Here is a 14,378-nt window from a genome sequence, read left to right as displayed (position 1 = left end):
AGACAAGCATGCGCAAATTCAACATTCAGAAACTGCTCTCGACGGCCCTGCTCGGCAGCACCCTGGCCGTCGGCCTGGCCTACACCAGCAGTGCCGCCGCACAAACTTACCCCAGCAAGCAGATCAACTACATCCTGCCCTTCAATGCGGGTGGTGAGTCTGATATTTCGGCTCGATTCCAGCAGTCGGTGTTCAAGCAGATTGCCGGCGTGGACATGGTCGTTCAGTACCTGGCGGGTGCCGGTGGCGCGCAGGCCTGGTCGCAGCTGAACAGCATGCCGGGCGACGGCTACACCATCATGGGCATCAACCTGCCGCACACCGTGCTGCAACCGATGCAAAAAGACGTGGGTTACAAAACAGATGACCTGACCCCGGTGCATTACTTTCACTACACCCCAGATGCCATTTTTGTGCAGACCGACAGCCAGTTCAAGACGCTCAAGGACCTGATCGACTATGCCAAAAAGTCGCCTGGCATGCTGACCTTCAGTGGCTCGGGTTCGAACTCGTCGAACAACCTGGCGCAGGTGCGTTTCGACGAGCTCGCCGGCATCAAGACCACCTACATCCCGTTCAGCGGCACCGGCCCGGCGGTCACGGCCATCCTGGGCAAGCAGACCGTGGCGGGCTTCAATTACGCGCCCTCTGCCATTGCCCATGCCGACAAGATGCGCATGCTGGCGGTGGCCTCGGAACAGCGCATGCCCGCTTTCCCGAATGTGCCCACCTTCCGTGAGCTTGGCTTCGACCTGGTTGGTGGCGCTTACCGCGGTCTGTCGGTGCCCAAGTCCACGCCCGAGGCGGTGCGCCAAAAGGTCTCCGACATCATCAGCAAAATCAATACCGAGCCCACTTTCAAAAAGAAAATGGAAGACGGCGGTTTTGTTCTGACCGACGTCACCTACCAGGACATGCCCAAGTTCATGACCGAGAAGAAGAAGGAATACGCTGCGCTGGCTGACAAGCTGGGCATCAAAAAGCAGTAAGCCAACAAAGGCCCCGCCATGGAAATCCTCCGCTACCTGATCGATGCACTGACCCCTTTCAACCTGATGCTGGCATTGGCCGGGGTGACATTGGGGACCATCATCGGGGCCTTGCCAGGCCTGTCGGCGACCATGGCGGTGGCGATTCTGGTGCCATTCACCTTTGCCATGGCCCCGGCCTCGGGCTTGATCGCGCTCGGGGCCATCTACACCGGGGCCATTTACGGCGGGGCCTTTTCCGCCATTCTGGTCAATACCCCGGGGACTCCGTCGTCCATCGCCACCACCTTTGACGGTTACCCGATGGCCAAGCGGGGTGATGGCGGCCTGGCCGTGACCCTGGCCACCATCGCCTCGGTTTTCGGCGGCCTGGTGGGGGCCACGATCCTGATTTTGCTGGCGCCGCCGCTGGCCAATGTGGCGCTGGCCTTTGGTCCGACCGAGTATTTCTGGCTGGCGATTTTTGGGCTGACCCTGATCTCGGCGCTGTCGGTGGGCAACACCCTCAAGGGCCTGATCGGTGCCTGCATCGGCTTGCTGCTGTCGACCATCGGCGTGGCCGTGGTCGGCGGTGACGTGCGCTACACCATGAACTCGCAGATATTGCTCGGTGGGATCGACATCACTTCGGCCTTGATCGGCCTGTATTGCATCCCCGTCGTGATTGATCTGGTGGCGTCCAAGGCGCCGCACTTGTCGGTGCTGGAGGACGCACGCGGCTACCGGCTGCCCGAGGCGCTGCGCATCAGCTGGGCGAGCAAATTCAACATGCTCCGGAGCTCGTTGATCGGCACCGTGGTCGGCATCCTGCCCGGGGCCGGCGGCTCCATCGCCGGCCTGATCGCGTATTCGGAAGCACGCCGCGCGTCCAGACACCCTGAGCGCTTTGGCACGGGCGAGCCCAATGGCATCATTGCCACAGAAGCCTCGAACAACGCCACGGTGGGTGGCGGCTTCATTCCAACACTGGTGCTGGGTATTCCCGGTACCCCGCCCGATGCCATCATTCTGGGCGCGCTGCTGGTGCAGGGACTCAAGATTGGTCCCAGCCTGTTCAATGAGCAAGGCAATGTGGTGTACACCTTCATGTTTGGCCTGCTCATTGCCACCGTGCTGATGTTACCCGTGGGCCTGCTGCTGGGCCGTTATGCCTACAAATCCATCGTACGCATCCCGAAGTCCCTGCTGGTACCCACGGTGGCCTTCCTGACCATTCTGGGCAGCTTTGCCATCCACAGCAATCCGCATGACATGCAGATGATGTTTGTGCTCGGGGTACTGGCCTGGATCCTGCAACGCTACGGTTTTGCACCCTCGCCGATCGTGTTGGGGCTGGTGCTGGGGCAAATTGCCGAGCAGGGTTTCGTGCAGTCCTACATGATTGGCAACGCCACCAACGCGCTCACCGCCATGTTCTTCGGGCGGCCCATCAGCATGGCCATCATTGCGTTTTCCTTGTTGACGCTGTTTTACCCCTTGCTGACCAGCTTGTTCAGTCGTCGCCGCAAAGCGCCATTGGTCGAAGCCACCGACACGGTGGTGAAAGCGCAAAAGGCGGTCCAGACGGTATACCGCGACGTCCCCGCCATCGCCTTTGGTGCGGTCTTCGTGGTCATTGGTGTGCTGGCTTATCTGCAGATCAAGGACATGTCGGCCATGGGTTCGGTGTTCCCCGGTACCTTGTCGTCGGTGCTGGTGCTGCTGTCGCTCATGCTCATTACCTTCCAGGTGGGGCGACCCAAGGCGCCCGGCAAAGTCGAGGAGCCCGGTGCGGTGAAGCCTTCGACTGTGCGGCGCTTCGCGATCGTTGTGGCCATGGCGGTGTGGGCGCTGTTGCTGCCGTCCATCGGTTTCTTCGTCACGAGCCTGATTGCCTTCCTGGTGCTCACCGTGATCGCCACTTTTGATCGACCCAGTTCGCGTGAGGTGGCTCTGTATGCCGTGAGCGCGGTGGTGATCGTGGGCAGCTTTTATTTGCTGATGGATCAGGTGCTGGGTTTGCGTATGCCCGCCGGTCTGTTGTTTTGATCAGGTGGCTGCCGCCCAGCGATTGCGCCCGGCTGCTTTGGCCCGGTAAAGCGCCGCATCAGCCAAGGTCAACAAAGTCTGGTCGGCTGCTTTTTCGGAAGGTACCTGACACGCTGCGCCCACACTCACGGTGACCACAGGTGCCGCATCAGAGGCCTTGTGCGGCAAGGCCAGCGCCATGACTCCTGCCACGACGCGCTGGGCCATGGCGATGGTGCCCGCTTCATCGGTATCTGGCAGGATCACGGCCAGTTCTTCCCCGCCATAACGGGCGACAAGGTCGGTGCTGCGTTGCAGCGTTTTTTGCACCGCCATGGCCACGGCCTGCAGGCAGGCGTCGCCCGCCTGGTGTCCATAGCTGTCGTTGTAACGTTTGAAGAAATCCACATCGATCATCAGCAGACCCAGTGCCTGTTTGCGCCGGAAGGCGCTGGCCCAGGCCTCGCGCAGGCGCAGATCAAAATACTTGCGATTGGCGATCTGGAGCAGGCCGTCGATGCGTGAATAGGATTCGAGTCGGGTGTAGGCCTGTTCCAGCGCCTTGTTGGCGTTGGCCAGTTCCAGCGTGCGCTGCGCAACGCGCTCTTCGAGGTGCTGGTTGGCCTGCGCCAACTCGGTGTTTTGCAAAAACAGCACATGGTATAGGTTACCAATCAGCTTGAGCACCGCCTGCATGCCGCTGTCGTGAGCCTGGGCCTCGCGCTCAAATGCGGCTGCGGCAGGGGTGCCCTGGCGGATCAGTTGAATCTGACGTGCCAGCGCCTGGTCGACGCCTAGAATGTGCAGGCTGAGCCAGGAGGTCAGGAAGCTGACCAGGCTCTCGCCGGTCGTCGATATGCTGTTGCGTCGTTCCCACATGGAGGTGACCTGAGCCACGAATTGGGTGTGCATGGCGTGGTGGGTGTCCATGTGCCGTGCGTCCACGCCTTCGGCCCGCATCAAGGCCTCTTCGTCCTGGAAATGGTAGCGGGTGTAGTCGACCACGCGCGCAAAGGTGTCGTTCAGGACGGTTTCCCGGTTGTCGTCCGTCAGGAACAGCGAATGGCTGAGTTCATTGAACAGGTCGACCAGTTTGCGGTGCTGCTCATCGACTTTTGACAAGCCGGTGACGAAGTTGTCATCCCAAACGAAGGTTTCCATTTTTTTCCTGTCACGCCTACAAGGCTTTTTCTATGGCTGCCACCAGACCGGGGCTGTTGGGCTCGACCTTGCTGGCAAAGCCGCCGACCACCTTGCCGTTGCGGTCGATCAGGTATTTGTGAAAGTTCCACTGCGGCGACTGCCCGGTGGCCTTGGCCAGTGCGGTGTACAGCGGGCTGGCCTGCGGCCCCCGGACCACGCTTTTGGAGAACATGGGAAATTTCACGCCATAGGTGTTGAAGCAGAAGTCGGCAATTTCCTTGCTGCTGCCGGGCTCCTGCTGGCCGAAATCATTGGACGGAAAGCCCAGCACCACCAGCCCCCGGGCCTGGTATTTGGCGTGCAGGGCCTCCAATCCTTCATATTGCCCGGTAAAGCCGCAGTAGCTGGCCGTGTTCACCACCAGCAGCACCTTGCCCGCATACTGGCACAGCGTTTGGGGTGCTTCGTCCTGCAGGCGGTTGAAGCTGTGCTGCAGGATGGCCGGGCAGCTTGCGGCAGGCGTCGCGTTGGCCTGCGCCATCGCCGGGGCATGGCCCAACAACAGGCCGCCGAGAGCCAGGGGCAGCAGCGTCGCGTGACGCAAGTGGGTTGTGATAACGGACATCATGGGAATGCTCTGGTGGATAGGCGTGGAGTCTACGGCTTTGCCGCTGTTCCAGTGGCCATTATGGCCAAGGGTAGGCGCACAGTGGTATCCAAGCCTTCGATCCGGCCGTGATTCAGGCGGTTGACCAGCTCGATCTGACCCCCCAGGGTGTGGCTGATTTCCAGACAAATGGCCAGCCCCAAGCCGCTGCCGCTGTGCGCCTGACCGGCCGAGAACGGCTGAAACAGGCGTTTGCGCAACTCCTCGCTGATACCCGGGCCGTTGTCGCTGATGACCAAAGCGGCATGGCTGGCATCACACAGCAGGCGCACCTGCAGTTTGCCGTGTTCGGGGCTGTAGCGAATGGCGTTGTGCAACAGGTTGCGTGACAGCTCGCGCAGCATCCAGGCGTGGGTCTGGATCGGCGCGGGCACGGTGTCGATGTCAAAGTCCAGCGCCTTGTCGGCAATCAGCGGCGACAAATCAAGAGCCACCTCGCGCACAACGCCGGCCCAGTCCACCGCTTCCGTGGCTTTTTCCTGCGCCAGCTGGGCCACTTTGGCCAATGCCAGCATCTGGTTGGCGAGCTGGGTGGCGCGCTCCACGGTGTGGCTGATCTCCAGCAGACCCTGGTGCGCATCCACATCACCGCGCAGGGCCGACTGCACCTGCACCTTGAGCACCGCCAGCGGCGTGCGCAACTGGTGGGCGGTGTCACGCACAAAGCGCTTCTGGTTCTCCAGCAGGTGCTGCAGGCGGCGCATGGTGGTGTTGGTGGCATCGAGCAGCGGACGCAATTCATGCGGCGCGTTGTCCAGACTCAAAGGGGTCAGGTCGTCGGCGCGGCGCTGCTGCAACTGCAGGCTCAAGTTGCGCACCGGGCGGGTGGCGCGCTGCACCACCACAAACACCACCAGCGCAATCACCGAGACCAGGGCCAGTTGCCGCCACAGGGTGTCGAACATGATTTGCCGTGCCAGCGTGCGGCGCAGTTCCAGCGTTTCGGCCACCTGCACCACGGCCATGGTGCGCGCACGCTTCATGGCCACCGGTTGCAGCAGCACGGCCACGCGCACAGCGTCGCCACGGTAGTTGTCGTCATAAAAATCGACCAGCGCTGCGTACGGTCCCAGCGCTGGCAACTGGCCACGCCATAAGGCCAGGTCCTTAAAGCCGTCAATCAGCCTGCCCTGGGTGTCCGAGATGCGGTAAATCATGCGGCTGCGGTTGTCGGCCTCAAACACCTCCAGCGCGGCATAGGGCACGACGGCGCGCAATTGCGCCGCATCGGCCTCACCGTCGGCCTCGATGTGCTCGCCCAGCGCCTTGGCCGAGGCCAGCAGGGTGCGGTCATAGGCGGTGTTGACGGCAATCAAAGCCTGGCGGTAAATCACCACGGAATCAACCAGAATGAACAGCGCCACTGGCAGCAAGATACCCAGCATCAGGTAGCTGCGCAGGGACAGCTGGCGCAGCCACTTTTTCATGCGGCCAGTTTCAGCAGGTAGCCCAGGCCACGCAAGGTGGTCAGGGTGGCGCCGGTGCCCTGGAGTTTCTTGCGCAAGCGGTAGGCCACCACCTCGATGGCTTCGAACTGCACCTCGGCCTGCCCCGGGAACACCAGCTCAAACAAGCGTTCCTTGGTGACGGCCTGGCCCGCACGAGCCAGCAGGGAGCGCAGCATGGCGAGTTCACGGCTGCTCAGGTCCAGTACCTGGCCAGCGTGGTAAATCGCCTGGCTTTGCGGGTCATAGCGCAGCACGTGGGCATCGCGCGGGCCGGTGCCCGCCTGCTCGGGGTTTTCCGGGTGGCGGCGGTAAAGCGCCCGCACGCGGGCTTCCAGTTCGTCCAGGTCAAACGGTTTGGGCAGGTAGTCGTCAGCGCCGGCATTGAGGCCTTGCACCCGGTCGCCCACAGTGCCGCGCGCCGTCAGGATCAGCACCGGAGTATTGAAGCCCTCGTCGCGCGCCTGGGCCAGCACCGCCAGGCCGTCGCGCCCGGGCAGGGTCAGGTCCAGCAGCACCACATCGGGGCGGGACGCACGCCAGCGTGCCAGGGCGGCGCGGCCATCCACACACACCTCGACCTGCCAGCCAAGCCGGCTCAGCGAACGGCTCAAGGCGGTGTGCAGCGCGGTGTCGTCCTCAATCAGCAGCAGCTTCATGGGCAGGGCCCGCAGCGGGGTCGGGTTTTTGCACGGCCAGCCGCCACAACGAGGTGACCTCCTGGGCACGCGCCTGGTGCAGCGCGTCGGTGGTGTCGTTGGCCTTGGGGTGCTGGGGCTTGGCGTCAATGCGGCTCACCACGCGCAGGCCGTGTTGTCCAAAGGCGGCCAGCAAATCGTCGCGCGTGCGCATGCCCAGCAGTTCCGCCAGGTTCGACAAAATCAGCCAGCCCTCGCCGCCGGGGGCCAGATGCTCGGCCAGCCCGGCCAGAAAGCCCTTGAGCATCTGGCCGTTTTCGTCGTACACCGCGCGCTCCAGCGGCGAACTCGGTCGCGCCGGCAACCAGGGCGGATTGCAGACAATCAGCGAAGCCCGGCCGGGCGGGAACAGGTCAGCTTGCACCACGCTGATCTGGTCATGCAGGCCCAGGCGCGCCACGTTCTCCCGGGCGCACAGCAGCGCGCGGGGTTCGAGCTCGGTGGCCACCACCTGGCTCACGCCGCGCTGCACCAGCACGGCCGCCAGCACCCCGGTGCCGGTGCCAATGTCAAAGGCGGTGATGCTGCTTTGTCCCTTGGGCGCTTTGGGCAAGTGGGCCGTGGCCACCAGGCCGATGTATTCGCCACGCACGGGTGAGAACACACCATAGTGCGGGTGGATGCGGTTGTTGGGCGCCTCCCCGAGGGCGGCAATTTCCACCCCGACCCGGCGCCATTCGTGCGCGCTGGTGACGCCCAGCAGTTCGCGCAGCGATACCACCGAGTGCTCGCCTTCGGTCTGGCCCTCGCCCCAGGCCTCGGCGCATGCCACGCTCACATCGGGCGCACGGCGCAAGGCCACGTGGTAGCTGGCGTCCAGCTCCACCAGCAGCATGCCCAGCGTGCGTGCGCGCTGCGCCTGGGCCTGGCGGTGCAGGTTGAACGCTTCGGTGATCGGGATGGGCTGGGCGGCTTTGACGCGTTTGCGCTTGGGCACCTGGTCGATGCGTCGCGCGATGGCTTGCAGCAATTGGCGCGCGTTGTGAAAGTCACCGCGCCACAACATGGCAGTGCCGGCGCAAGCATGTCGGTAGGCACTGTCGGCGGTCAAAGTGTCGTCGGCCAGTACCACGCGCTTGGGCGGTGCGCCACCGCGTTCGCTGCGCCACAGGGCCGCGCAGGTCTGGTCGGCCTCGAGCCATTGCAGACGTGGAGGAAGGGGGGCCGCGTCGGTCACGGGCTGAGCGAGGTTGAAAGGCATGAGAGCAGTCTTGATTGGAATGGGGGTGGTTGTAACAGATTGGGCCGGCGGCGGGTCTATGGGTATTTTCCCTAGTCTTCCCGGACAGCCGTTTGACAGCTTGGGCCCGCATCATCGTGCCGTCATCAACCCCTTAGGAGACTGCGATGCGTCGTGATACTTTTCTGAAATCCATGGCCGCGCTGGCTGTCAGCGGCAGCCTGCCGCTGTCGGCCTTTGCCGCGACCAACGTCAAAATGATGATCCCGGCCAATCCGGGCGGCGGCTGGGACGGCACCGGCCGGGCCCTGGGCAAGGCCTTGATGGACGCCAAAGTGGCCGACACCGTGACCTATGAAAACAAGGGCGGTGCGGCAGGTGCCTTGGGTCTGGCGCAGTTTGTCAACGCCAGCAAGGGCGACCCGAACGCCCTGATGGTCATGGGCGCGGTCATGCTGGGCGGCATCATCACTGGCAAACCACCGGTGTCCATCACGGCAGCGACCCCGATTGCGCGTCTGACCAGCGAGTACAACGTGTTTGTGCTGCCGGCCAATTCCCCCTTCAAGACCATGGCCGATGTGGTGGCCCAACTTAAAAAAGACCCGGGCAGCGTCAAGTGGGGTGGCGGTTCACGCGGCTCCACCGAGCACATTGCCGCGGCCATGATTGCGCGCGCGGTGGGCGTGGATCCGGCCAAGATCAACTACGTGGCTTTCCGCGGCGGCGGTGAGGCCACTGCAGCCATTTTGGGCGGCAATGTGACCATTGGCGGCAGCGGCTACAGCGAGTTTTCCGAATACATCAAATCCGGCAAGATGCTCCCGATCGGGGTCACCTCAGGTGCGCGCCTCAAAGGCATCGACGTGCCCACGCTCAAGGAGCAGGGCATTGGTGTGGAGATCGGCAACTGGCGCGGGGTCTATGGTGCGCCTGGCATCACCCCGGCGCAGCGCAAGGCGCTGACCGACATGGTCATCAAGGCCACCCAGTCGAAAGCCTGGCAGGAAGACCTGGTCAAAAACAACTGGACACCTGCTTTGCTCACTGGTGACGCATTCGAGCAGTTTGTCGACAACGACTTTGCCTCGCTGCGGGCGACCATGGTCAAGTCCGGCATGATCTGATCCGGCGACCCACAGGAGTTCACCCATGCGTCAACGCGGCCTGGCCAAGCACTCGCCCTATTTGCAAGCTTTGGTGGGTGTCGGCGTGCTGCTGCTGGCCCTGGGGCTGGCGGTGGGTGCCCTGTTCATTCCGGCCAATGCTGGTTATGCCGGCGTTGGCCCCAATTTTCTGCCCTGGGTGGTCGCGGTCGCCCTGGGGATTTGCGGCGTGGTGCTGATTCGCAAGGCGCGCCGGGGCGGTTTTCTGCACATGGACGAGCATGGTGGCGAGCACCCCTATTGGGCGGGGTTTGCCTGGATGTCAGCAGGCATGTTGCTCAACGCCGCCTTGATCACGCGCATCGGGTTTATCCTGAGTTGCGCCTTGTGTTTTGTGCTGGCCGCGCGCGGTTTGCGCAGCGCCCGGGGCAGTGATAAACCGGGCCCCAACAGCTGGCTCATGGACACGGTGGTGGCCTTGCTGATTGCCGCGCCGGTGTACTGGATGTTCACCAAGTTCCTGGGCATCAACCTGCCTGGTTTGACCGAAAGCGGGTGGTTGTAATGGACCTGATGGAAACCTGGAACCTGCTGATGCAAGGTTTCGCCACGGCGGGCACGCCGGTGAACCTGTTATGGGCTTTGGTAGGCTGCGCCCTGGGCACGGCAGTCGGGGTGTTGCCGGGCATTGGTCCGGCCACGGCAGTGGCCATGCTGCTGCCGATCACCACGCAGGTGGAAGCCACGGCCTCGATGATCTTTTTTGCCGGCATTTATTACGGCGCCATGTACGGCGGCTCCACCACCTCGATCTTGCTCAACACACCTGGCGAGACCGCCACCATGGTGACCGCCATGGAAGGCAACAAGATGGCCAAAAGCGGCCGTGCCGGAGCCGCGCTGGCGACCTCGGCCATTGGCTCCTTTGTGGCCGGCACCATTGCCACGGTGATCGTCACGCTGTTTGCCCCGGTAGTGGCTGAATTTGCCGTCAAACTCGGGCCGCCTGAATACTTCATGCTGATGCTGTTGGCCTTCACCACCGTGAGCGCGGTGTTGGGCCAGAGCACGGTGCGCGGCCTGACCGCCCTGTTTGTCGGTTTGGCGGCCGGCTTGGTGGGCATGGACCAGATCACCGGTCAGGTGCGTTACACCGGCGGTGTGCCCGAATTTCTCGACGGCATCGAGATCGTGCTGGTGGCGGTGGGCCTGTTTGCCGTGGCGGAAGCCATGCACGCGGTGCTGTTCGAGGGCAAGTCCGTGGAGACCGAGAACCGCATGAGCCGCGTCAGCATGTCCTGGAGCGACTGGCGCCGTTCCTTGCCGGCCTGGCTGCGCGGTACCGCCATTGGTGCGCCGTTCGGTTGTATTCCCGCGGGCGGCACCGAGATCCCGACATTTTTGAGCTATGCCCTGGAGAAAAAGCTGGCCAAGGGTGAGCACCAGGCCGAATTTGGCACCAAGGGTGCGATTGAAGGCGTGGCCGGCCCCGAGGCCGCCAACAACGCCACCGTCACGGCGGCGCTGATTCCGCTGCTGACCCTGGGCATCCCCACGTCGAACACCACCGCCATCATTCTGGGGGCGTTCCAGAATTACGGCATTCAGCCCGGGCCGCAGCTGTTCAGCACGGCCTCGGGCCTGGTGTGGGCGCTGATTGCCTCGCTCTACATCGGCAACGTGATGCTGCTGGTGCTGAACCTGCCGATGATCGGGCTGTGGGTCAAGCTGCTCAAGGTGCCCAAACCACAGCTTTATGCAGGCATCCTGATTTTTGCCACGGTGGGCGCTTACGGCATGCGGCAAAGCGCGTTCGACTTGTTCCTGCTCTACGGCATCGGCCTGCTCGGCCTGGTGATGCGACGCTTCAACTTCCCGACCGCACCCGTGCTGGTGGGCATGATTCTGGGCCCGCTGGCGGAGGCCCAGATGCGCAATGCGATCTCGATTGGCGAGGGCAGCGCGCTGATTTTTGTGCAGCGCCCGATGTCGCTGGCCTTGCTGGTCATCATCGTGCTGATCATGGTGCTGCCGCGTTTGCTGAAAAAACGCGCTTGATCTACATCATCGCCGGGGGGTGTTGTTCGACCTGAGGCTGACACTGCCGCAGGGTCTGGCAGGCTTCATCAAAGGCGAACTGCTGGATCTGACTGGCCAGCCTGGGGTGGTCCTCGCCCAGCACCAGCGCCAGTGCGGCGCTGTGTTGCTGGAACAGATGGAGCGCGGCCGCGTCACTGTGGCGCAGCAGGTCTTCCAGCTGCGTCAGCACCTGGCGCACCAGAGTGGCATCGGGCATGGCTTGCGGCACTGCAGGCTCGCCGGGCGCCACGGCAGCGGCGTCCGGCGGGGTGGCGCTGTCAGGGGTGCCGTGCGGCTGCGGCAACCACGCCAGCAGTTTGGCGTACAGGATCTCGGGCTCGATTGGCTTGGAGACAAAGTCGTTCATGCCTGCCGCACTGGCGGCCAGGCGGTCGGGTGCCAGGGCGCTGCCGGAGAGCGCAATGATGGGCAGGGTTTGCCCCAGTGGCAGGGCGCGCAGGGCACGGGTGGCCGCAATACCGTTCATGCGCGGCATCTGCAGGTCCATCAGCACCAGGTCGTAGGTCTCGCCCGATTCGCACACCCGGGCCAGTGCCTGTTCGCCGTCGCTGGCGGTGTGCACTTCCAGGCCAACGTGGTGCAGCAACTCTTGCGCTACTTCCAGATTCGTGCGGTTGTCGTCCACCAGCAAGACGCGTTGGCCCTTGTGTCGCGCCCGGAGTTCTTGTCCGGCAGCGGTGGCCAGCGCCGGGGCGAGCGGCTGCTGCGGACTGATGCTGAGCGTGACCCGGGCGGTGAACCAGAACGTGCTGCCCCGGCCCGGCACGCTGCGCACGCCGGCGTCACCTCCCATGAGTTGCGCCAGGCTGCGGGTAATGGCCAAGCCCAAACCGGTACCACCATAACGCCGGGTGGTGGAGGCATCGCCCTGCTCGAAATTCTGGAACAGGCGCTGCACGGTCGCGTCATCCATGCCAATCCCGGTGTCGGTCACTTCAAAGCGCAAGGTGGCCTGGTCACTGTCCTTGCCGACCTGTGACACATCGATGCTGACGCTGCCCTCGGACGTGAACTTGACGGCATTGCTGACCAGGTTGAGCAGCGCCTGGCGCAGCCGCGTGGCGTCAGCCTGCACCCACATGGCCAGGGCGTTGCCGCTGACATGCAAGGCCAGGCCCTTGGCCAGCGCGTCGGGCTCAATCAGGGTTTGCACATTGCCGACCACCTCGGCAATCTGGAACTGGTGCTGCTCCAGCGTGATCTTGCCGGCTTCAATCTTGGAGATGTCCAGCACATCGTTGATGATGCCCAGCAGGTGGCGGCAGGCGCTGTCGATCTTGTTGAGCTTGTCCAGTTGTGCCGGGCTGGCGCTGTCATTGCGCAGCAGGTGGTTCAGGCCCATGATGGCGTTCATGGGGGTGCGGATTTCGTGGCTCATGTTGGACAGAAAATCGCTCTTGGCCTGGTTGGCCGCTTCCGCCTCCTGGCGCGCCGTGGTGAGTTCCAGCGTGCGTTGCGCCACCAACTCTTCCAGGTGGTGGCGGTAGCCGTCCAGTTCGATGCCGATGTGCTTTTTCTCGGTGATGTCTTCCTTGACCGCCACGTAATGGCTGATGCGGCCATCCGGCTGGCGCAAGGGCGTGATGATGGCGAATTCAATGTAGTCGCTGCCGTCCTTGCGCCGGTTGTAAAACTCGCCTTTCCACATCAGGCCCTGGCGCATGGCGGCCCACATGTCGTCGTAGGTGCGCTTGGGGGTGTTGCCGGAATGCAGCAGGCGCGGGTTGTGGCCCAGCACCTCGTGCGCCAGGTAACCCGTGGTGCGCTCAAATGCCTCGTTGACGTATTCAATCTCGGCGTTCAGATTGGTGATGACGATGCTTTCGGGGCTTTGCGCCACGGCTTGCGACAGCTTGCGCAAATAATCCTGATTTTTTTCGCGTGCCGTCACATCCTGGATCAAGGCCATTTTGGCGGGTCGCTGCGCAAAGGTGATCGGTAAGGCGGAAATCTCAACCAGCATCACCTGGCCGTTCTTGTGCAGGTGCCGGAAGATGCCGGTCTGGTAGGTCACGTTGGTGGTGGTGGCCAAAACGTCCAGCAGCTTGGGAACGTCATCTGCCGGCCGGATATCTTTCAGCGTCATCGCCATGAATTCGTCGTGACTGTAGCCATAGTGCGCAACGGCGGCGTCGTTGACCGACAGAAAAGCCAGTGTTTCCAGGTCGAACACCCAGATCGGGAAGGGATTGCTGTTGTACAGGGTTTTGTAGAGCGACTGGCTGCTTTTCAGGGCGACCTCGGCACGGCGCTGGCGCACGATGCGCCAGATGGCCTCGGCCATCAGGCGCACGGTCTCGGCGTCGGCGTCGGTGTAAAACGTTGGCTTGTTGCCGACACCGACCATCATGCGCACCAGACCGCCCTCCAGCACGGGCACGCTGATCAGCCGGTCCAGGCGCGCGTGGCCCTCCGGCAGACCGTGCTTGTCAGCAGCATGGGCGTAGTCGTTGAACACCACCGTCTTTTTTTGGCGAAGCGCGTCGGCCCAGATGCCGGCCTGGCTGATGGGGTAGTGGCTGTCAAATGCGGCCGTGCAGTAATGCGCCAGCGTGTCGCTGGACCAGGTCACCAGTTCAATGCTTTCCTGGTTTTCGTTGACGAAGTGGATGAAGCCGATCTGACTGCCTGTGAGTTGTTCGGCCGCTTCCAGGCCATGCTGCATGAAGCTGCGCTCGTCCATGGTTTCCGCGGCAGCGGGCAGGTCGAGCAGCGCCTGCGTGCGCCGCGCAAATTGCGTGAGGGTGTCTTGTTCGCGCAACAGGGCGGCCGAGGCCTGCTGCAGCCAGCGCCGGCTCAAGCCGAACAGCCAGACGGTTGTGACCAGCACAAACAAGCCGCCCTTGTAGATGCTGAACTTGACGAGCTCCGCTGGGTCCCGCACCAGCCAGCCCAGCAGCTGGTCAGAAAAGATGATCCACAGGGCCGCAAAAGCGGCGTAGCCCAAGGCAATTTTGAGCGCCACATGCTTGGGTGTGAGCGCGAAGCGGCTTTGGGGTGACTCAGCAGGCTTCATGGCGTCAGGCAGGGAAGCGGTGACTGT

Annotated in this window: 11 protein-coding genes; 5 read left to right on the top strand and 6 right to left on the bottom strand. The window is 63.2% G+C overall.

Annotated features, from left to right (window positions below):
- Nucleotides 1-8 precede the first annotated feature (8 nt).
- Together Q7U49_RS05465 and Q7U49_RS05460 are read left to right on the top strand one after the other, a co-directional pair.
- The gene (locus Q7U49_RS05465; protein ID WP_304762909.1) at nt 9-989 is read left to right on the top strand and encodes a tripartite tricarboxylate transporter substrate binding protein; all 981 of its coding nucleotides are present in this window, start codon (nt 9-11) and stop codon (nt 987-989) included.
- A gap of 18 nt (nt 990-1,007) precedes the next feature.
- On the top strand, nt 1,008-3,017 hold the full coding sequence (locus Q7U49_RS05460; RefSeq protein ID WP_304762907.1) for a tripartite tricarboxylate transporter permease: 2,010 nt from the start codon (nt 1,008-1,010) through the stop codon (nt 3,015-3,017).
- On the opposite strand, the gene Q7U49_RS05455 is transcribed toward Q7U49_RS05460, so the two are convergent.
- The 5 genes from Q7U49_RS05455 to Q7U49_RS05435 are packed head-to-tail and all read right to left on the bottom strand — an operon-like array spanning nt 3,018 to nt 8,150.
- The gene (locus tag Q7U49_RS05455; RefSeq protein ID WP_304762904.1) at nt 3,018-4,157 is read right to left on the bottom strand and encodes a bacteriohemerythrin; all 1,140 of its coding nucleotides are present in this window, start codon (nt 4,155-4,157) and stop codon (nt 3,018-3,020) included. It abuts the gene before it with no gap.
- A gap of 16 nt (nt 4,158-4,173) precedes the next feature.
- Nucleotides 4,174-4,764 (bottom strand): glutathione peroxidase, encoded by a 591-nt coding sequence (locus Q7U49_RS05450; RefSeq protein ID WP_370653964.1) that lies wholly within the window; start codon nt 4,762-4,764, stop codon nt 4,174-4,176.
- 32 nt (nt 4,765-4,796) lie between these two features.
- Nucleotides 4,797-6,233 (bottom strand): sensor histidine kinase N-terminal domain-containing protein, encoded by a 1,437-nt coding sequence (locus Q7U49_RS05445; protein ID WP_304762903.1) that lies wholly within the window; start codon nt 6,231-6,233, stop codon nt 4,797-4,799.
- Complete coding sequence (locus Q7U49_RS05440) at nt 6,230-6,910, bottom strand: response regulator transcription factor (RefSeq protein ID WP_304762900.1); 681 nt, start codon at nt 6,908-6,910, stop codon at nt 6,230-6,232. The genes Q7U49_RS05445 and Q7U49_RS05440 overlap by 4 nt, the downstream gene beginning before the upstream one ends.
- On the bottom strand, nt 6,891-8,150 hold the full coding sequence (locus Q7U49_RS05435; protein WP_304762898.1) for a class I SAM-dependent methyltransferase: 1,260 nt from the start codon (nt 8,148-8,150) through the stop codon (nt 6,891-6,893). Before Q7U49_RS05435 ends, Q7U49_RS05440 begins: the two co-directional genes overlap by 20 nt.
- Before the next feature lie 146 nt (nt 8,151-8,296).
- Here Q7U49_RS05435 and Q7U49_RS05430 point away from each other — a divergent pair, with 146 nt between their 5' ends.
- From Q7U49_RS05430 to Q7U49_RS05420, 3 genes are read left to right on the top strand one after another with little or no spacing between them, the layout of a single operon-like run.
- A complete protein-coding gene (locus Q7U49_RS05430) occupies nt 8,297-9,256 on the top strand; it encodes a tripartite tricarboxylate transporter substrate binding protein (RefSeq protein WP_304762896.1) in 960 nt (319 codons plus the stop codon).
- 25 nt (nt 9,257-9,281) lie between these two features.
- Nucleotides 9,282-9,800 (top strand): tripartite tricarboxylate transporter TctB family protein, encoded by a 519-nt coding sequence (locus tag Q7U49_RS05425; protein WP_304762893.1) that lies wholly within the window; start codon nt 9,282-9,284, stop codon nt 9,798-9,800.
- An 8-nt stretch (nt 9,801-9,808) separates the two neighbouring features.
- Nucleotides 9,809-11,293, top strand: coding sequence for a tripartite tricarboxylate transporter permease (locus Q7U49_RS05420; protein WP_304762891.1), 1,485 nt, complete (start codon nt 9,809-9,811; stop codon nt 11,291-11,293).
- Nucleotide 11,294: 1 nt separating this feature from the next.
- Here Q7U49_RS05420 and Q7U49_RS05415 read toward each other — a convergent pair whose 3' ends face one another.
- The gene (locus Q7U49_RS05415; RefSeq protein ID WP_304762889.1) at nt 11,295-14,351 is read right to left on the bottom strand and encodes a PAS domain S-box protein; all 3,057 of its coding nucleotides are present in this window, start codon (nt 14,349-14,351) and stop codon (nt 11,295-11,297) included.
- Nucleotides 14,352-14,378: the final 27 nt, after the last annotated feature.

This window comes from Rhodoferax sp. (assembly GCF_030653815.1).
Classification (GTDB): domain Bacteria; phylum Pseudomonadota; class Gammaproteobacteria; order Burkholderiales; family Burkholderiaceae_C; genus Rhodoferax.
Note: the sequence above shows the minus strand (reverse complement) of the source record. Positions and strands in the feature narration are given on the sequence as shown.

What these genes read in the sequence shown, in the direction of transcription:
- Q7U49_RS05465 (WP_304762909.1), top strand. Translation starts at nt 9, where the DNA reads ATGCGCAAATTCAACATTCAGAAACTGCTCTCGACGGCCCTGCTCGGC.
- Q7U49_RS05460 (WP_304762907.1), top strand. Translation starts at nt 1,008, where the DNA reads ATGGAAATCCTCCGCTACCTGATCGATGCACTGACCCCTTTCAACCTG.
- Q7U49_RS05455 (WP_304762904.1), bottom strand. Translation starts at nt 4,157, where the DNA reads ATGGAAACCTTCGTTTGGGATGACAACTTCGTCACCGGCTTGTCAAAA.
- Q7U49_RS05450 (WP_370653964.1), bottom strand. Translation starts at nt 4,764, where the DNA reads ATGTCCGTTATCACAACCCACTTGCGTCACGCGACGCTGCTGCCCCTG.
- Q7U49_RS05445 (WP_304762903.1), bottom strand. Translation starts at nt 6,233, where the DNA reads ATGAAAAAGTGGCTGCGCCAGCTGTCCCTGCGCAGCTACCTGATGCTG.
- Q7U49_RS05440 (WP_304762900.1), bottom strand. Translation starts at nt 6,910, where the DNA reads ATGAAGCTGCTGCTGATTGAGGACGACACCGCGCTGCACACCGCCTTG.
- Q7U49_RS05435 (WP_304762898.1), bottom strand. Translation starts at nt 8,150, where the DNA reads ATGCCTTTCAACCTCGCTCAGCCCGTGACCGACGCGGCCCCCCTTCCT.
- Q7U49_RS05430 (WP_304762896.1), top strand. Translation starts at nt 8,297, where the DNA reads ATGCGTCGTGATACTTTTCTGAAATCCATGGCCGCGCTGGCTGTCAGC.
- Q7U49_RS05425 (WP_304762893.1), top strand. Translation starts at nt 9,282, where the DNA reads ATGCGTCAACGCGGCCTGGCCAAGCACTCGCCCTATTTGCAAGCTTTG.
- Q7U49_RS05420 (WP_304762891.1), top strand. Translation starts at nt 9,809, where the DNA reads ATGGAAACCTGGAACCTGCTGATGCAAGGTTTCGCCACGGCGGGCACG.
- Q7U49_RS05415 (WP_304762889.1), bottom strand. Translation starts at nt 14,351, where the DNA reads ATGAAGCCTGCTGAGTCACCCCAAAGCCGCTTCGCGCTCACACCCAAG.